Source organism: Marinobacterium sp. YM272 (assembly GCF_050908845.1).
Taxonomy (GTDB): Bacteria; Pseudomonadota; Gammaproteobacteria; order Pseudomonadales; family Balneatricaceae; genus Marinobacterium_D.
Map to the genome: position 1 here is coordinate 1,017,045 of NZ_CP194171.1, position 17,077 is coordinate 1,034,121.

16 protein-coding genes are annotated in these 17,077 nt (G+C 57.6%); 11 read left to right on the forward strand and 5 right to left on the reverse strand.

What is annotated here, in order from left to right; translation table 11 throughout:
• The first annotated feature begins 66 nt into the window (after positions 1–66).
• Together ACQUQP_RS04780 and ACQUQP_RS04785 are read left to right on the forward strand one after the other, a co-directional pair.
• On the forward strand, positions 67–768 hold the full coding sequence (locus ACQUQP_RS04780; protein WP_432697669.1) for a hypothetical protein: 702 nt from the start codon (positions 67–69) through the stop codon (positions 766–768).
• 48 nt (positions 769–816) lie between these two features.
• Positions 817–1,979 (forward strand): IS3 family transposase gene (locus tag ACQUQP_RS04785; protein ID WP_432695585.1). Its coding sequence is split into 2 segments (ribosomal slippage): positions 817–1,072 and positions 1,072–1,979, totalling 1,164 coding nucleotides; the frame shifts between segments, so codons are not numbered across the junction.
• Between the two features lie 481 nt (positions 1,980–2,460).
• Here the strand turns inward: ACQUQP_RS04785 and ACQUQP_RS04790 are convergent.
• The 3 genes from ACQUQP_RS04790 to ACQUQP_RS04800 are packed head-to-tail and all read right to left on the reverse strand — an operon-like array spanning position 2,461 to position 6,383.
• Positions 2,461–3,741 (reverse strand): Zn-dependent hydrolase, encoded by a 1,281-nt coding sequence (locus ACQUQP_RS04790; RefSeq protein ID WP_432697670.1) that lies wholly within the window; start codon positions 3,739–3,741, stop codon positions 2,461–2,463.
• 15 nt (positions 3,742–3,756) lie between these two features.
• A complete protein-coding gene (gene preA, locus ACQUQP_RS04795; RefSeq protein ID WP_432697671.1) occupies positions 3,757–5,028 on the reverse strand; it encodes an NAD-dependent dihydropyrimidine dehydrogenase subunit PreA in 1,272 nt (423 codons plus the stop codon).
• A 2-nt stretch (positions 5,029–5,030) separates the two neighbouring features.
• Complete coding sequence (locus ACQUQP_RS04800; protein WP_432697672.1) at positions 5,031–6,383, reverse strand: NAD(P)-dependent oxidoreductase; 1,353 nt, start codon at positions 6,381–6,383, stop codon at positions 5,031–5,033.
• Positions 6,384–6,713: 330 nt separating this feature from the next.
• Between ACQUQP_RS04800 and ACQUQP_RS04805 the strand changes: the two genes are divergently transcribed.
• The 8 genes from ACQUQP_RS04805 (at position 6,714) to ACQUQP_RS04840 (ending at position 13,891) form a co-directional block, all read left to right on the forward strand.
• Positions 6,714–7,367 carry a TetR/AcrR family transcriptional regulator gene (locus tag ACQUQP_RS04805; protein WP_432697673.1) on the forward strand — a complete coding sequence of 218 codons (654 nt, stop codon included), beginning with the start codon at positions 6,714–6,716 and terminating at the stop codon, positions 7,365–7,367.
• Positions 7,368–7,619: 252 nt separating this feature from the next.
• Positions 7,620–9,062, forward strand: coding sequence for a dihydropyrimidinase (hydA, locus tag ACQUQP_RS04810; protein ID WP_432697674.1), 1,443 nt, complete (start codon positions 7,620–7,622; stop codon positions 9,060–9,062).
• A 19-nt stretch (positions 9,063–9,081) separates the two neighbouring features.
• On the forward strand, positions 9,082–9,915 hold the full coding sequence (locus ACQUQP_RS04815) for an ABC transporter ATP-binding protein (RefSeq protein WP_432697675.1): 834 nt from the start codon (positions 9,082–9,084) through the stop codon (positions 9,913–9,915).
• Positions 9,916–9,928: 13 nt separating this feature from the next.
• The gene (locus tag ACQUQP_RS04820) at positions 9,929–10,810 is read left to right on the forward strand and encodes an ABC transporter permease (protein WP_432697676.1); all 882 of its coding nucleotides are present in this window, start codon (positions 9,929–9,931) and stop codon (positions 10,808–10,810) included.
• Positions 10,807–11,805 carry an ABC transporter permease gene (locus ACQUQP_RS04825; protein ID WP_432697677.1) on the forward strand — a complete coding sequence of 333 codons (999 nt, stop codon included), beginning with the start codon at positions 10,807–10,809 and terminating at the stop codon, positions 11,803–11,805. Before ACQUQP_RS04820 ends, ACQUQP_RS04825 begins: the two co-directional genes overlap by 4 nt.
• An 84-nt stretch (positions 11,806–11,889) precedes the next feature.
• The gene (locus tag ACQUQP_RS04830) at positions 11,890–12,900 is read left to right on the forward strand and encodes an ABC transporter substrate-binding protein (RefSeq protein ID WP_432697678.1); all 1,011 of its coding nucleotides are present in this window, start codon (positions 11,890–11,892) and stop codon (positions 12,898–12,900) included.
• Positions 12,901–13,127: 227 nt separating this feature from the next.
• On the forward strand, positions 13,128–13,400 hold the full coding sequence (locus tag ACQUQP_RS04835; RefSeq protein WP_432697679.1) for a CopK family periplasmic copper-binding protein: 273 nt from the start codon (positions 13,128–13,130) through the stop codon (positions 13,398–13,400).
• 218 nt (positions 13,401–13,618) lie between these two features.
• Positions 13,619–13,891, forward strand: coding sequence for a CopK family periplasmic copper-binding protein (locus tag ACQUQP_RS04840; protein ID WP_432697680.1), 273 nt, complete (start codon positions 13,619–13,621; stop codon positions 13,889–13,891).
• A 307-nt stretch (positions 13,892–14,198) separates the two neighbouring features.
• On the opposite strand, the gene ACQUQP_RS04845 is transcribed toward ACQUQP_RS04840, so the two are convergent.
• On the reverse strand, positions 14,199–15,569 hold the full coding sequence (locus tag ACQUQP_RS04845) for a heavy metal sensor histidine kinase (protein ID WP_432697681.1): 1,371 nt from the start codon (positions 15,567–15,569) through the stop codon (positions 14,199–14,201).
• Positions 15,566–16,249 (reverse strand): heavy metal response regulator transcription factor, encoded by a 684-nt coding sequence (locus ACQUQP_RS04850; protein WP_432697682.1) that lies wholly within the window; start codon positions 16,247–16,249, stop codon positions 15,566–15,568. The genes ACQUQP_RS04845 and ACQUQP_RS04850 overlap by 4 nt, the downstream gene beginning before the upstream one ends.
• A gap of 251 nt (positions 16,250–16,500) precedes the next feature.
• Between ACQUQP_RS04850 and ACQUQP_RS04855 the strand changes: the two genes are divergently transcribed.
• Complete coding sequence (locus tag ACQUQP_RS04855) at positions 16,501–16,977, forward strand: CinA family protein (protein ID WP_432697683.1); 477 nt, start codon at positions 16,501–16,503, stop codon at positions 16,975–16,977.
• Positions 16,978–17,077: the final 100 nt, after the last annotated feature.

A 17,077-nucleotide genomic window follows, 5' to 3' on the forward strand; every position in this document is an offset into this window, starting at 1 on the left:
TGGTGTAATCTGAAAATTGATATCTTGCTTTGACCCCAAGTTCTTACATTAAGGGATATAGGCTTTATGGATGAGTTCCAAGCCGTTGCGAGCCAAGCAATCCAAGTAACCAGTGTCGCTAGCCAAGCGCTTGCAGTAGTTCCTGCTGCTGAAACTGTAAGTAAGGCTGCTCAGGCAGTTTCTAATTTGCAAGTAGACATCCAATCAATGCCTAGTGAGGGTGTTGATTGGATGGGGGTAGCCATCAATTTCTCCGCGGTCATAATCGGTGCTATCGTCGGAGGTATAGCCACATTGATGCAGGCTCGTAGGTCGTTTGAGCATCAACAGTCCTTGTTGAAACAGCAGGCTTTGAATTCAGAGACATCTCTTTTGGAAGCCTTGAAAAGTGAACTGAAAGCAGTATCGAAGCAGTACATGGAGTCAATCGGTGACGAGCTCGATAAGCACCCAGAGTCTGAGCCATTCAATTTTTATTTCCCGTTATATAGCAGCTATTTTTCGATTTTTGACTCAAATGCAACCACGATAGGCCTAGTCAGAAATGGAAACCTGCGAGATAAAATTATTACTGCTTATTCTGCCGGGAAAGGGCTGATTGATAGTTATCAACACAATAATATGTTGGTACAAAGATATGATGATGCAGCTAAACGAAAAGCAGCTTCACCTCGCACGGATAACGATAGTATGTATAGGCAGACTCAGAAGCAGCTTGCCAACTATTGCCCAATGCTTAAAAAGGTTCATTATGTAGTGGTTCAATGATTCCGGACACCCAGATAGGTGGTAACCTTGCCACCCAAGAGGTGTTCAATGAAAAAACAACGTCGTTCCTTCACGCCCGAGTTCAAGCTGGAAGCCGCCAGTCTTGTACTGGATCAGGGCTATTCCATCGTTGAGGCCTGCCGGTCACTTGGTATCGGTGATACCGCACTGCGTCGGTGGGTGGATCAGTTACGTGCCGAACGTGACGGGGAAACGCCCGCCAGCAAAGCTATGACGCCCGAGCAGAAGCGCATCCAGGAACTGGAAGCCAGGGTTAAACGCCTGGAGCAAGAAAAGGACATATTAAAAAAGGCTTCCGCTCTCTTAATGTCAGACGAGTTCAAACGTATGCGCTGATAGACCGTTTGAGAGAGTTAAAGCCTGTTGATCTGGTCTGTCAGGCATTTGGTATCAAACGTTCCAGTTATTATGACTACAGGAAGGCAAAGCGGCGTATCAAGCCGCAACGCCTTGAGCTTAAAGCCCACGTAAACCGTGCTTTCAAGCTCAGCCGTGGCGCGCTGGGAAGCCGGGGTATCTGTGACTTTCTGGCTTCAGAAGGGATCGTTGCCGGCCGCTATTTAGTCCGTCGCCTGATGAAAGAGTCCGGCTTAGTGTGTAAGCAGCCAGGCCGCCATAAATACAAACGGACGACCATTGAGCATGTGGACATACCCAACCGGCTGAACCGTGAATTTGATGTGTTACACCCTAACCAAGTCTGGTGCGGTGACATCACCTACATTTGGACAGGATCTCAGTGGTCTTATCTAGCCGTCGTTCTGGATCTGTACGCCCGCAAAGTTGTTGGCTGGGCAGTCTCCACGACAGCCGACGCGAGTCTAGTCATCAAGGCGTTGGATGACGCCTGGAACCGGCGTGGGCACCCTGAAGGCATCATGTTCCATTCGGATCAGGGATGTCAGTACACCAGTCTGAAGTTCCGCCAGCGGCTTTGGCGCTACCGCATGGAGCAAAGCATGAGCCGTCGTGGAAATTGCTGGGACAACTCGCCGATGGAGAGGTTGTTCCGCAGCCTGAAAACGGAATGGGTGCCAGAAACCGGTTATTCCTCGCTAATGGTCGCCAAAATGGATATGGGTCGGTATCTGATGGATTACTACAACCGCCAGCGGCCACATCGTGCCAATGGCGGCATCAGTCCGGTGGCGGCGGAAGAAAAACTTAAAACCGTGTCCGGGATTAGTTGACCACTACATTATGAGGCTTTAGCGAGGATCAGGTCAGCGATAGATGCAATTCAAAACGAGCTAGCTGAAAAAGACATTTAGCTTTTTCGCGAATATTCTCACTAAGATTATTTTATAGTTCCGTATCCTTCGATATATCGAGATAGGAAGGAAGGCAGGGCAAAGTATCGATTTTCGAAATCAATCTAGAACCAACTAACTGCAGCCTAATCCCCTTCAGCGCAGCCGAGCATCGCAGGCTGAAAGAGAAAAAGGGACGGGCTGTTTGAGGCGAAGCCGAGTTTCCCGTCCCGCTCTTTCAGACGAGAAGCACAGGGAAGCCCGCGAAGCGGGCCAAGCTGCAGGGGCGGACAGGGATTGTTAAGGGATTTTCCGTGAAATCCCTTAACGCGCCTTCAGGCGCAACCTGAGCCAACTACTGGCACAGTAGCTGAGAGACCAGCCGATCGACGCTAATCCCACCGGCTAAAGGAAAACAGCCTCAGCAGACGCCAGACCTTTCAAGCATCGCATGTAACAACACATTGCACCCAACCGCCAGATCCTCCGGATCCGCATTCTCAATCTCGTTATGGCTGATGCCATCCTCACAGGGTACGAAGATCATCCCCGCCGGGCAGACTTCGGCCATAAAGATCGCGTCGTGGCCGGCGCCGCTGACGATATCCATGTGCGGAACGCCCAAGCGCTGGGCGCCGGTGCGCACGGCGTTGACGCAGTCGTCGTGGAAGTAGAGCGCAGGGAAGTTGGCGGTGGGCTTGAGTTCCAGCTCCAGGCCGTTTTCGGTTTTCAGTTTCTCCAGCACTTTATCGAGTTCGTTGATCATATGCGCCAGTTGGTCTTCCTCCAGGTGGCGGAAGTCGATGCTGACCAGTACCTCACCGGGGATAACGTTACGTGAGCCGGGGTAGGCTTCGATATGGCCGCAGGTACCGCAGGCGTAGGGCTGGTGTTCCAGGGCGATGCGGTTGACCGCCTGAATCACTTCGGCTGCGCCCAGCAGGGCATCCTTGCGCAGGCTCATGGGGGTGGGGCCGGCGTGGGATTCGACACCCTTCAGGGTCAGGTCAAACCATTTCTGGCCCAGACAGCCGATAACGACGCCGATGGTTTTCTCTTCGTTTTCCAGGATCGGGCCCTGTTCGATATGCGCCTCGAAGTAAGCGCCCACTTTGTGGCCAGGGACCTGCTGCTGGCCCAGGTAGCCGATACGCTTGAGTTCGTCGCCGACCTTGGCGCCTTCGTAATCGGCGATGGCGTAGGTCTCTTCCAGGTCGAACTTACCGATAAACACGCCGGAGCCCATCATGCAGGGCGCGAAGCGGGAGCCCTCTTCGTTGGTCCAGACGGCGACCTCGATGGGCGCTTCGGTGACTATGTTGTGGTCGTTCAGGGTGCGGATCACCTCAAGGCCTGACATAACGCCGAAGCAGCCGTCGAACTTGCCGCCGGTGGGTTGGGTGTCGATATGGCTGCCGGTCATGATCGGCGGCAGGCTGTTATCCTTGCCGGGGCGGCGGGCGAAGATGTTGCCGATTACATCGATGGTGATGCTGCAGCCGGCCTCTTCGCACCATTTTACGAACAGGTCGCGGCCTTCGCGGTCCAGATCGGTCAGTGCCAGACGGCAGACGCCGCCCTTGGGCGTGGCGCCAAGCTGGGCCAGATCCATCAGCGATTGCCAGAGGCGCTCGCCGTTGATGTTCAGGTTGGCGATATCGCTGCTGGTTCCTGCTTCGCTCACAAGTGTCTCAACTGACATTCTTGAATCCTCCTTTTAGGCTTCCCGGTACGGGTTACGCGGGTCCTGGGTCCAGTTCATGTAGGGCAGGCCGGTCTCCTGCGGCACCATCGTGATGCACTGATCCACCGGACAGGTGATCTCGCAGAGGTTACAGCCGACGCACTCGTCATCGTTGACGGTGTAGATGTTGCTGCCGTCCGCCTGCAGCAGTTTGTTGATCGCCTGGTGCGAGGTATCTTCGCAGGCGATATGACAGCGGCCGCAGTTGATGCACTTGTCCTGGTCGATCTGGGCGATCGACTTGTAGTTCATATCCAGGTACTTCCAGTCGGTGGTGTTGGGTACCGCCAGTCCGCGGAAATCCTCGATGCGGGCGTAGCCCTTCTCATCCATCCAGCGGGAGAGACCGTCCTTCATCCCTTCGACAATACGGAAACCATGCAACATCGCTGCCGTGCACACCTGCACCGAACCTGCACCCAGGGCGATAAACTCGGCGGCGTCGCGCCAGTTGCTGATGCCACCGATACCACAAAGGCGTTTGTCGTGGGTTTCCGGGTCACGGGCGATCTCGGCCAGCATGTTCAGGGCGATAGGTTTCACCGCCGGGCCGCACATACCGCCGTGGGTGCTCTGTCTGCCGACGATGGGACGCGCCACCATGCGATCCAGATCGAGACCGGTGATGGAGTTGACGGTGTTGATCAGCGACACCGCATCGGCACCGCCACGGAAGGCGGCGCGGGCCGGGTGGCGCACGTCGGTGACGTTGGGGGTCATCTTCACCATCACCGGCAGGCTGGAGTACTGCTTGCACCAGCGGGTGACCATCTCGACATATTCCGGCACCTGGCCGACGGCCGCGCCCATACCGCGTTCCGGCATGCCGTGGGGGCAGCCGAAGTTCAGTTCCAGGCCATCGGCGCCGGTCTGCTCCACCTGTTTGACGATCCGTTTCCAGGCGTCCTCTTCACAGGGCACCATCAGCGAGACGATCAGGGCGCGGTCGGGCCAGTTGCGCTTGGTCTCTTCGATCTCGCGCAGGTTGACCTCCAGCGGACGGTCGGTGATCAGCTCGATGTTGTTAAAGCCCACCACATCGCCGTTGCTGTCGTAGGTGGCGGAGTAGCGCGAGGATACGTTCACCGCAGCCGGGTCTTCACCCAGGGTTTTCCACACCACGCCGCCCCAGCCGGCTTCAAAGGCGCGTTCCACGTTGTACTGCTTGTCGGTGGGCGGAGCGGATGCCAGCCAGAAGGGGTTGGGAGCCTTGATACCCGCGAATTCGATACTCAGGTCAGCCATGATTATTTATCTCCTGCTGCCATCAGGTCCTGATGGATAGATTCTGCTGCTTTCTTGCCCTGCTGCACCGCTTCCACGGTGAGGTCCTGCCCGATACCGGTGCAGTCGCCGCCGGCATAAACGCCGGTCAGGGTGGTGTGCAAACTCTCGTCGACCAGCAGCTTGCCGCCGCTGAGTTCGATGGCCGGGTCAAGCTCGTCGCTCACAAGCGTCTGGCCAATCGCCTTGAAGATCGCTTCCGCTTTCAGGTTGAAGCTGCGGTCGGTGTCGACCAGCTTGCCGTCATCCTCGGCGGTGCGGACAAAGCCCATACCGGCAACCTTGCCCTCGTTATCAAGCTCGATCTCTGCCGGGCGCGCCCAGGTGCGGATCTGCACACCTTCGTCGCGCGCCAGTGCCTGTTCGTGACCGGTGGCGGACATCGCCTCTTCGCCACGGCGGTAGACCAGGTAAACCTGCTCACTTCCTAAGCGTTTGATCTGCACCGCCATATCGATGGCTGTGTTGCCGGCGCCGATAACGATGGCGTTTTCCGGTACTGGCAGCGCGGTCAGGTCATCGCTCTGGCGCAGTTCGCGGATGTAATCAACGGCGGTCATCACGCCTGGTGCTGCTTCATGGCCCAGTGCCAGGGTGCGGGTGGAGCCCAGGCCAATAGCCAGGAACACCGCATCGAAGTCTGACTGCAGCGCCGACAGGGAGATCTCCCGGCCCAGGGCGCTGTTGTAGATGATCTCGATACCGCCGATACCGAGCAGGAACTCCACCTCTTTCTGGGCGAAGTCATCGGTCATCTTGTAGCTGGCGATACCGTATTCATTGAGGCCGCCACTTTTCGCTTGGGCTTCGTGGATCACTACAGCGTGACCGAGCATGGCAAGGCGGTGGGCGCAGCTGAGACCTGCAGGACCTGCACCGACGATGGCGATCCGTTTGCCGGTGGACTCGGCGCGCTCAAACGGATGCGCGGACTTGTCGGCGTTATCGGTGGCGTAACGCTGCAGCTGGCCGATCAGAACCGGTGCACACTCATCGCTCTTGTTACGCACGCAGGACTGCTCGCAGAGAATCTCGGTGGGGCAGACGCGGGCGCAGCTACCGCCGAGGATGTTCTCGCTCCAGATCGTTTTCGCCGCGCCGTTGACGTTGTCCTGGGCGATCTGGCGGATGAACTCCGGAATATCGATATCGCTCGGGCAGGCGTTAACGCAGGGTGCGTCGTAGCAGTACAGGCAGCGGGCGCTTTCCAGTGCCGCCTGGCGTTCTGTCAGGGGGGGAGCTATGTCGGAGAACTTCAGCTCCAGCGTTTCCGGTTGCACCGGGGTGTTTGCCAGATGTTTGAGTGGCTCGATCATGCTGTGACAGCCTCTTTCTTCGTTGTAATTCGGTCATCCGGTAATGCAGAGGCTGTGCCACCTTCTGACCACATGGTCAGAAGGTGGGTTTTCCGGTTGCTGGTTTTTTATGCTAAGTCTGTGAATGAAAAAGAGTATTCACCGATAAAAAATAGGACTTTCTATTTGCAGCGCAGGTCAGGGCGAAACGAAAAAACTGTGGATAAAAGCTTGGATTGGTTCGCAGTTGGCGCTTAACTCTGTGTCTGGGTACCATACTGGTGCAACCTTGGAGGCTGGTGCGGGCGCCGATTCCCGGGCATGGCTGTCGCTGTATGGGGTGGAAAAGAGATGACCGAGAAGAAAAAAGCGGCCAGGCGAACACGCCGGCCGTTGACCGAAATCCGGCAGGAAAACATTGACCAGATAGTCAAAGCGGCGGAGAAGCAGTTCGCCGATAACGGCTTTTCCGGCACCACGGTCTCTTCTATTGCCGAGGCTGCAGGCCTGCCCAAGCCCAACGTGCTCTACTACTTCAAATCCAAGGAAGGCCTCTACCGCGCGGTGCTGAAGCGGATTCTGGAGCTGTGGATGGAGGCGATGCATGACCTGCACGTGGATGACCATCCCCGTGAGGCGCTGCGCGGCTATATAGTGCGTAAGCTGCGTCAGTCCCGCGATTTCCCCGATGCCTCCAAGATCTTCGCCGCCGAGATCCTGCATGGTGCACCCTATGTACGCGAAGAGCTGGAAGGCCCGCTGAAGCGTCAGTTTGACGATACGGTGGCGGTGTTCCGTGCCTGGATCGCCAAGGGCTGGATGGACCCGGTCAATCCCGAGCACCTGATGTTCACCCTCTGGGCATCGACCCAGTCCTACGCCGATTTTGCCTTGCAGATGAAGGTGTTGCTGGGCCGTGAAGAGCTCACCGATGATGATTTCGATAACGCTATCGAGCTGCTGACGAGGCTGGTGCTGAAGGGCTGCGGCGTCAAAATGGTGTGAAAGCTGTTTCATTTTTTAACCGACTGGTCAAAAGTGCACCAATACGGTTCCTCCCGCTCAGAATCTGCTCAGATACCTTGCGCTTTTCTAACTGCCCGGTCAGCTATGGCTGCTGAGTAAGCAGCTTTGTATGACCAAAATACCCTTATATTTTCAATGGCTTGATCCCTTGCTCTACTAATCTTTTGTCCAGTTGGTCAAGCTATTGCATAGCCTCTGCAGTTTCTACATTTAGCTGCGCAGAGGATTGTCATGGCTCTACTCATCAAGAACGGCACCGTTATCAATGCCGATCAGACGCTGAAAGCGGACGTGCTGTGTGACGAAGGCAAGATTCTGGCGGTAGGCCCGGATCTGGAAGCGCCGGCGGGCGCGGAAGTGATCGACGCCGCCGGTCAGTATGTGATGCCGGGCGGTATAGACCCCCATACCCATATGCAGCTGCCGTTTATGGGGACCGTTGCCAGCGAGGATTTCTTTACCGGTACGCGGGCGGGTCTTGCCGGCGGCACCACCATGATCATCGACTTTGTTATTCCCAGCCCCCAGCAGAGCCTGCTGGAGGCCTACGGTACCTGGCGCGAATGGGCCAGCCGCTCCGTATCCGACTACTCCTTCCATGTGGCCGTGACCTGGTGGGATGACTCCGTCAGCGAAGAGATGAAGGTGCTGGTCGAAGAGGAAGGGGTCAACAGCTTCAAGCACTTTATGGCGTATAAGAACGCCATCATGTGTGAGGATGAAACGCTGGTGAACTCCTTTACCCGCTGCCTTGAGCTGGGCGCCATGCCCACCGTCCACGCCGAGAACGGTGATCTGGTTTACCACCTGCAGAAGAAAATGGCCGAGCAGGGTATTACCGGGCCGGAAGGCCATCCGCTGTCGCGCCCGAGCGAAGTGGAGGGCGAAGCCGCGAACCGCGCCATCCGTTTTGCCCAGACCCTGGGTGTGCCTCTTTATCTGGTGCATGTCTCCTGCAAGGAAGCCCTGGGTGAGATCTCCCGCGCCCGTCAGGAAGGTCAGCGCGTATACGGCGAAGTGCTGGCCGGACATCTGGAGCTGGACGACAGCGTTTACCGCAGCGATGACTGGGACTTTGCCGCGGCCCACGTGATGAGCCCGCCGTTCCGTCCCAAGGAGCATCAATCCGCACTGTGGAAGGGCCTGCAGGGCGGCACGCTGCAGACCACCGCCACCGACCATTGCTGCTTCTGCGCCGATCAGAAGGCGATGGGCAAGGACGACTTCTCCATGATCCCCAACGGTACGGCCGGTGTTGAGGACCGGATGATGATCATGTGGGATTCCGGCGTGAATACAGGCCGCCTTACCATGAACGAGTTTGTTGCCGTGACCTCCGCTAATGCGGCGCAGATCTTTAACCTCTATCCGCAGAAGGGGCGCGTCGCTGTTGGCGCCGACGCGGATATCGTGATCTGGGATCCGGCCCTGAGCAAAACCATCTCCGCCAAGACCCATCACCAGAACGTGGATTTCAACATCTTCGAGGGTCGCACCGTGAACGGGGCACCGAGCCACACCATCAGCCAGGGCAAGGTGGTTTACGCCAACGGCGAGCTGTTCGTGGAAGAGGGCGCGGGCCGTTATATCAAGCGTCCGGCTTTTGCCTCCGCCTTCTCGGCGCAGCAGCGCTTCAACGAAGTGAACGCTCCTACCGCCGTGGAACGTGACTGAGCTGGGAGTGGAGCCGAGAATGGATATGACTGTAAACGCCGCCCCATCCCCAAGCCCTGAAAAGATGCAGGCGGAAACTCGCAAGATCATCGCCATTGATGACCTGTCGCTGGTGTTCGAGACAAACGATGGGCCGGTGAACGCCCTGTCGCACATTAACCTGGATATTCACGCCGGGGATTTCGTCTCCTTTATCGGCCCGTCGGGCTGCGGCAAGACCACGCTGCTGCGGGTGATCGCCGATCTGGAACGCCAGACCCAAGGCTCGATTCAGGTGGATGGCGCTTCGCCGGCGGATGCCCGCCTGAACCGTCTTTACGGTTACGTGTTCCAGGCGCCGGGGCTGTTTCCCTGGCGCACCATCGCCGGGAACTGCAAGGTGCCGCTGGAGATCTTCGGCATGAGCAAGGAGCAGCAACAGCGCCATGTGGATAAGTACCTGGAGCTGGTGGGCCTGGGTGATTTCCACAAGAAGTTTCCCTGGCAGCTTTCCGGCGGTATGCAGCAGCGGGCGTCCATCGCCCGTGCGCTGAGCTTTGAGCCGGAGCTGCTGCTGATGGATGAGCCGTTCGGCGCTCTCGATGAGATCACCCGCGACCACCTCAACCTGGAGCTGCTGAAGATCTGGCGTGAGACCCGCAAAACCGTGGTGTTCGTGACCCACTCGATCCCGGAGGCGGTGCTGTTGTCGACCCATATCGTGGTGATGTCGCCGCGACCGGGGCGGATCGCCAAGATCATTAAGAGTCCGCTGTCGCGCGAACGCACCCTTGAGGATCGGGAAAGCCACGAATTTATCGCGCTGGCGCATGAAGTGCGTGAAGCACTGGCCAACGATCACCGCATCAACTGACAGGGGCGCACCGATGTTCAAGTCGCTTCACAAAAGTCAGGCCGCCGCGCTGACGTTGATGGTGCTGGCGCTGCTGGTACTCTGGTATGTCGGCGCGCTCTGGCTCAACAGCGATCTGCTGATCAACGGCTACGAGCGGCGCAATATCGACTGGAACTTCAGTCAGCTGCTGGCCGATGCCTATTCGATGAAACGGCCGCTGCTGCCGACACCGGACCAGATCGCCGCGGAGCTGTACAAGTCGATCTTCGACACCAGGATCAGCTCCAAGCGTTCGCTGGTTTATCACACCGGTATCACCCTGTCGTCCACGCTGCTCGGCTTTCTGATGGGCGCGGTGCTCGGCATCATGTTGGCCATCGGCATTGTGCATAACCGCACCCTGGAGCGCAGCCTGATGCCCTGGGTGATCACCTCGCAGACGATTCCGATTCTCGCCATCGCACCGATGATCATCGTGGTGCTGGGAGCGCTGAATTTCACCGGCCTGGTACCCAAGGCGATCATCTCCATGTACCTCTCCTTCTTCCCGGTCACCATCGGCATGGTGAAGGGGCTGAGGGCGCCGGACAAACTGCATATGGAGCTGCTGGCCACCTACAGCGCCAAGCCCGGTGAGTTCTTCTGGAAGCTGCGCTGGCCCACGGCGCTGCCCTATCTCTTTGCCAGTCTGAAGATCGCCATCGCCGCCTCGCTGGTGGGTGCCATCGTCGCTGAGCTGCCTACCGGTGCCCAAGGCGGCCTCGGTGCACGTCTGCTCAGTGGTTCCTACTACGGCCAGACCGTGCAGATCTGGGCCGCCTTGGTGGTCGCCGCGGTGCTCGGTGCCGTGCTGGTAGCACTGGTCGGCATGATGGAGCGCAAGATCAATCGACGTATGGGGATCGCCGCATGACCTCCGCTATGACTGTTAATACGCAGAGCACGCCGATGAGCCGGTTGGTGTTGATCGCAGCAGGCGCTGCGGCGCTGATTCTCAGCCTTTGGATAACCGGCGGTGAGCCCGGTGCCTACAGTCGTCAGCCGATCTGGCTGGTGCTGATTCCTCTGATGCTGCTGGGCGGATGGTTTGCCATGGAGCAGCTGACCGCCCTGGGCGACAGGCTGGAATCCAAAGCAGCGGTGCGCGCCGTGAACCTGGCGGTGCCAACACTGTTTGCGGTGTTGCTGCTGGTGCTCTGGCAGCTGATCTGCACCGGTTTCGCGGTGCCTTCGGTGCTCTTACCGGCGCCAGGCACCATCGGCATCACCTTCTTTTCCGAGCTGGAAACCCTGGCCAAGGATTTTGCCCAGACCTGGCTTAAGGCGGTGCTGGCCGGCTGGCTGATCGGTTGTGGTAGCGGCTTTGTAATTGCGCTGCTGATCGACCGCAGCCCGTTTTTGCAGAAGGGGCTGATGCCGATCGGCAATATCATGTCGTCGATCCCCATCGTCGGTATCGCACCGATCATGGTGATGTGGTTCGGCTTCGACTGGCAGTCCAAGGCGGCGGTGGTGGTGATCATGACCTTCTTCCCGATGCTGGTGAATACCCTGGCCGGGCTGCACGCCAGCGACAACCTGCACCTTAATCTGCTGCACACCTATGCGGGTAACCGTCGTCAGACGCTCTGGTATGTACAGCTGCCGGCGGCGCTGCCGTTCATCTTCAACGCCCTGAAAATCAACTCCACGCTGGCGCTGATCGGTGCCATCGTTGCCGAATTTTTCGGCACGCCGATTGTGGGTATGGGCTTTCGCATCTCCACCGAGGTGGGGCGCATGAACATGGATATGGTCTGGGCCACGATTCTGGTTGCCGCTCTGGCGGGCTCTATCAGCTACGGCCTGCTGGCGCTGCTGGAGCGCAAGCTGACCTTCTGGCATCCCTCCACCCGGGCTGCAGGTTAAGTAATTCTCTTGGAAAACGGTTCTTACAACGGTTCTTAAAACAGATAGTCCAAAAACGGTTTGTCAAAGCAGGAGCTACACAGGATGAAGAAAAACATCAGTTCTCTGATTGCAGGATGTACGCTGGCTTTTTCGGCGCTGTCTACCACTGCAGTACAGGCGGCGGATCCGCTGACGCTGCAGCTGAAATGGGTGACCCAGGCGCAGTTCGGCGGTTACTACGTGGCGCTGGATAAGGGCTTCTACGAAGAGGAAGGCCTGGATATGACCGTGAAGCCGGGTGGCCCGGATATCGCGCCGCCGCAGGTGATCGCCGGTGGTGGCGCCGACGTGATCGTAGAGTGGATGCCGGCGGCGCTGGCGTCCCGTGAGAAGGGGCTTCCGCTGGTAAACATCGGCCAGATCTTCAACAAGTCCGGCATGATGCTGACCTGCCTGAAATCCTCAGGTATCGAGCAGCCGATGGACGTGACGGATAAAACCCTCGGCGTCTGGTTCTTCGGTAACGAGTATCCGTTCCTGGCGTGGATGTCCAAGCTCGGTATCGCCACCGATGGTAGCGAAGGCGGCGTCACCGTGCTGAAGCAGGGCTTCAACGTGGACCCGATCTTCCAGGGCCAGGCGGACTGCGTCTCCACCATGAACTACAACGAGTATGGCCAGGTGCTCGATGGCGGCCTGACGCCGGAAGAGCTGACCGTGTTCAGCTATGAAGACCAGGGCGTGGCGATGCTGGAAGACGGCCTCTACACCACCGAAGAGAAGCTGGCCGATCCGGAAATGGTCGACAAGCTGGCGCGCTTCCTGAAAGCCTCGGTGAAGGGCTGGAAGTACGCCGCCGAGCATCCGGAAGAGGCCGCTGAGATCGTGCTGGAGTATGACGACACCGGCGCCCAGACCGAAGATCACCAGATCCGCATGGCGAAAGAGATCGCCAAGCTGCTGGAAGGTAACCCGAAAGAGATCGGCTACCTGGATCCTGCCGCCTTCGATCGTACCGTGGATATCCTGCTGAGCGGCGATTCATCACCGGTTATCACCAAGAAACCGGAAGGCGCCTGGACCCACGCGGTGTATGAAAAAGCGGGCCTGTAATTAAGCGCCTGAATTAAACGGGAGCCTCCGCCCGGGGGCTTCTGTTCTTCCCGTCTGATCTTATTTCTGCGCTCCTGGTTTCTCCGCTCCTCTTTCTCCGTTCCAGTGTAAGCCCGCTTATTTCTGCGTTTGATTAACATTACGGTCATGTAATCTTCATGTCAGCTTTGGGTAAGTGGCGCGCTCGTAATATGGCTCTCGAACACTTACTCAAGGAGATAAAGACGATGATTAAACAAACACTGATTGCTGCCGGTTTTGTCCTGATGAGCTCTGCTGCTGTTGCCGGTCTGGCACCGGTTGAGAAATACGGTCTGCAGGATGGTGGCACCCTGTATGTTTTCGATGATGGCAAAATGGGCGTGGAAAACGAATTCGGTCTCGTGAAGTCAGTGGAAGAGGGCGCAACCCTGACCACTGCCAGCGGTAAAGAGATCACCATGGTTGGTAACGAAATCGCACGTGTGCGTCAGATCGAGCTGCAGCGTAACGCTGACTGAGCATCACCGCGACCGCTCAAGCGACACTGAAAGAGAGCCTTTTTGCAGGCTCTTTTTTTATGCCTGTAATAAAGTCCGTGGCATGAATGCTTCGGTTGGTAAAAACCGCGAAACAGGCCGTTTTAAAACCTTACGGCTATGTAATCTGGGCGTCAGCTTTGAGTAAGTGCCGGGGCCTTAATATAGCTCTCGAACACTTACTCAAGGAGATAAAGACGATGATTAAACAAACACTGATTGCTGCCGGTTTTGTCCTGATGAGCTCTGCTGCTGTTGCCGGTCTGGCACCGGTTGAGAAATATGGTCTGCAGGACGGTGGCACCCTGTATGTTTTCGATGATGGCAAAATGGGCGTGGAAAACGAATTTGGTCTCGTGAAGTCAGTGGACGAGGGTACAAGCCTGACCACTGCCAGCGGTAAAGAGATCACCATGGTTGGTAACGAAATCGCGCGAGTGCGTCAGATCGAGCTGAAGCGTAACGCTGACTGAGCTCTCCGCACTCACGCCAACTGGCACCAAAGGGCCTCTTTCCTTTAATGGGAAGAGGCCTTTTTTTCGTTTGTCTGGAGACTGCCCGCCTTCAGGTGAAGCCTGATTCGCTTTTAATGGAACTGAAAACGCGGCCTCTTATTGGCGGGTAGGGGGAGACCTTGGATGGGATTGCTCAAACCAGCTCTTATATTCTTTCAGCCGGTGATGCCCGGCTCCAGGCGATAGACTCTGTATGAGATGCAGCATAGGCCGGGAGTTCTTCCCAGCCTGGTGCCGGTATAGCAAGAGGTTGAAACCGACGCGTTTAATCCGCGGCCGGGAAGGTCAGCGTAAAGCAGGTGACGCCATCACCGGAGCTGACATCGATGGTGCCGTCGTGGGCTCTGACAATCGCCTGGGTGATGGATAACCCCAGGCCTGTGCCTTCGTTATCGGCGTGGCAGCGGGCCTGGTCGACGCGGTAGAAACGGTCGAACAGGTAGGGGATATCGGCGGTCGGGATCTCGTCGCCGGTATTTCTGATGCTGATGCTGACAGTGTCGGCAGCGCTGCTGATATTCACGTCGAGCCGCCCGCCCTGGTGGGTATGACGGATGGCGTTGGAGATCAGGTTGCTGATGGCCCGGTCGATCATGATGCGATCGCCGATTATGCTGCCCTGTCCGTGAGTCTCCAGCGTAATCTCGTAGTCTTCTGCCAGTGCTTCGTAGAACTCGAACAGCTTGAGCACCTCCTGATCGAGGCTGAACTGCTCTCTGGAGGGAAGTTCCATGCCGTTTTCCGCCTTGGCGAGAAACAGCATGTCGGCGATCATGCGCGACAGCTTGTCCAGCTCTTCCAGGTTGGATGCCAGCACATCCCGGTACTCTTCGGCACTGCGCTGTTGCGACAGGGAAACCTGCATCTGGGTGGTCAGGTTACTGATCGGGGTGCGCAGTTCATGGGCGATATCGGAGGAGAAATTATTCAGCCGGGTGAACGAGTCCTGCAGGCGCTCGAACATCCGGTTGAGCTCCTTCGTCAGGTTGTGCAGCTCGAACGGCATGCTGTCGAGAGGCACCCGGTGATCAAGATGGGAGGCGGTGACCGCTTTCGCACCCGAGCCCATGCTGAGCAGTGGGGCCAGCCCCTGCCGGGTCACCCACCAGGCCAGAAAGCCGCTGCACAGGGCGGCCCAAAGCATCACTTTAAGCAGCCGGGATGAGAAGTGCTGCATAAACACCGCCTGCTGGCTGGTCTCCATGGCCGCGGTGATAATCAGGCTGCGCGGCGCGTAGAGCGCCATCGCCGCGCCGCGGAACTCAGTCTCTCCATCCTGCCAGTTGCGGTGTTTTATCTGTCCCGGCTCTGCCAGCAGTTGAGCCGCATCGAAGGGCGAGTTGAAGGGACGGTCGCTGAACAGCGTATCGCCCTGTGTTGTCTCGATCCGCACGCGGATGCTGTCGTGTGCGGACAGCGCCGTATCCATGATGGTATCGACAAGCGCCCACTCACCGTTGCTCTGCAGACCCTCGACCAGTCGGGCAGCGGTTTCCAGCTTCTCCTCCAGCCTTTTGAAATCCTGGTTTTCAAACTCCTGGTCGACGCTGTGTTGAATAACCAGGCCCAGCACCGTGAACATGGCTGTGAATACGAGGACAAAAAGCAGGGTCAGTCGGCTGGTGAGCGAGGTCATGATGCTTCGGGTTCATCCATCACATAGCCCATTCCGCGCATGGTATGGATCAGCTTGGTGGGGAAGGGGTCGTCAATTTTGCTGCGCAGGCGGCGTATCGCTACCTCTATAATGTTGGTGTCGCTGTCGAAGTTCATATCCCAGACCTGGGACGCGATCAGTGAACGGGACAGCACCTCACCGCGGCGCCGAAGCAGAAACTCCAGCAGCGTATACTCCTTGGCAGTCAGGTTGATGCGTTGACCGGCGCGGGCCACCCGTCGGCCGATCACATCCACCTCCAGATCGGCGATCTTGAGTGTGGTGGGCTCCACGGTCTGCTGACTGCGCCTGAGAAGGTTGCGCACCCGTGCCAGCAGTTCGGAGAAGGCGAAGGGTTTCATCAGGTAATCGTCTGCCCCCATCTCCAGTCCTTTGACGCGGTCATCAACCTGATCCCGGGCGCTGAGGATAATAACGGCGGTTTCATCGCCCCGTTTGCGCAGCGCTTCCAGAATGTGCCAGCCGTTGATTTCGGGCAGCATGATATCGAGCACGATCAGGTCGTACTCTTCTGTAGTGGCCAGGTGCAGGCCGTCGATGCCCCGGGTGGCAAGGTCGGTCACGTAACCGGATTCGGTAAGCCCCTGCTTTAAGTAGCTGCCGGTTTTTTCCTCATCTTCGACGATCAGTATCTTCATCTACGCTAATCCTCCGCTGGACAATATTCTGCCAGCAAACAGTGCGGCGGTGGGCACAATGACAAAAATGTAATCTGTCGGCGCGGGTGGGCGACAAGTCCCTTGCCGGCTTCCGCGGTTAAAGGCGTCGGAGGGCGGCAGGTAAGCGGGGCTGGTCATCAGATACGTGGCTTATATACTGATTCGACTAAAGTCGCATAAATAACGAATCAGAAGAGTGCGACACATAATCAGAAAAAAGGTGGGGATGTATGGAAGCACTGGCGCGCAGTGTTGGAGAGGCACTTGTAAAGGCGGGAGCAACGGCGATTACGGCCGAGTCCTGTACCGGCGGCTGGGTGGCCGAGGCGCTGACGGCGATACCGGGCAGTTCGGCCTGGTTTGAGGGTGGTTTTGTCAGCTATTCCTATGATGCCAAGCAGCGGATGCTGGGTGTGAAAGCGGAAACGCTGGAGCAATTCGGCGCGGTCAGCGAGTCTGTCGTTACCCAGATGGCAGAGGGCGCGCTGGCCAACTCCAGTGCCGATATCGCGGTGGCGATCAGTGGTATCGCAGGCCCGGATGGGGGCTCTGCGGAGAAACCGGTGGGGACGGTCTGGCTGGCCTGGGCGGTGCGTGGAAAACCCACGGTAACCTGCTTGAGTTTTTTTCATGGCGACCGCGAAACCGTGCGCCGACAGGCCGTGGTACAGGCGCTTGAGGGGCTGTTGGCCTATCTCCCCGACTGAGGTTGCAAATTAACCTTTTTCTGGAATAATACTGGTCAGGTATACAGTATTTTGATCCGGCTTTTACGGCTCTCGATAAAAGCTCTGGCTTTGATAAAGG

Coding starts and splice junctions, on each gene's coding strand:
- hydA (WP_432697674.1), top strand. CDS start 7,620: ATGGCTCTACTCATCAAGAACGGCACCGTTATCAATGCCGATCAGACG.
- ACQUQP_RS04820 (WP_432697676.1), top strand. CDS start 9,929: ATGTTCAAGTCGCTTCACAAAAGTCAGGCCGCCGCGCTGACGTTGATG.
- ACQUQP_RS04830 (WP_432697678.1), top strand. CDS start 11,890: ATGAAGAAAAACATCAGTTCTCTGATTGCAGGATGTACGCTGGCTTTT.
- ACQUQP_RS04850 (WP_432697682.1), bottom strand. CDS start 16,249: ATGAAGATACTGATCGTCGAAGATGAGGAAAAAACCGGCAGCTACTTA.
- ACQUQP_RS04835 (WP_432697679.1), top strand. CDS start 13,128: ATGATTAAACAAACACTGATTGCTGCCGGTTTTGTCCTGATGAGCTCT.
- ACQUQP_RS04790 (WP_432697670.1), bottom strand. CDS start 3,741: ATGTCAGTTGAGACACTTGTGAGCGAAGCAGGAACCAGCAGCGATATC.
- ACQUQP_RS04815 (WP_432697675.1), top strand. CDS start 9,082: ATGGATATGACTGTAAACGCCGCCCCATCCCCAAGCCCTGAAAAGATG.
- ACQUQP_RS04805 (WP_432697673.1), top strand. CDS start 6,714: ATGACCGAGAAGAAAAAAGCGGCCAGGCGAACACGCCGGCCGTTGACC.
- preA (WP_432697671.1), bottom strand. CDS start 5,028: ATGGCTGACCTGAGTATCGAATTCGCGGGTATCAAGGCTCCCAACCCC.
- ACQUQP_RS04855 (WP_432697683.1), top strand. CDS start 16,501: ATGGAAGCACTGGCGCGCAGTGTTGGAGAGGCACTTGTAAAGGCGGGA.
- ACQUQP_RS04825 (WP_432697677.1), top strand. CDS start 10,807: ATGACCTCCGCTATGACTGTTAATACGCAGAGCACGCCGATGAGCCGG.
- ACQUQP_RS04845 (WP_432697681.1), bottom strand. CDS start 15,569: ATGACCTCGCTCACCAGCCGACTGACCCTGCTTTTTGTCCTCGTATTC.
- ACQUQP_RS04780 (WP_432697669.1), top strand. CDS start 67: ATGGATGAGTTCCAAGCCGTTGCGAGCCAAGCAATCCAAGTAACCAGT.
- ACQUQP_RS04800 (WP_432697672.1), bottom strand. CDS start 6,383: ATGATCGAGCCACTCAAACATCTGGCAAACACCCCGGTGCAACCGGAA.
- ACQUQP_RS04840 (WP_432697680.1), top strand. CDS start 13,619: ATGATTAAACAAACACTGATTGCTGCCGGTTTTGTCCTGATGAGCTCT.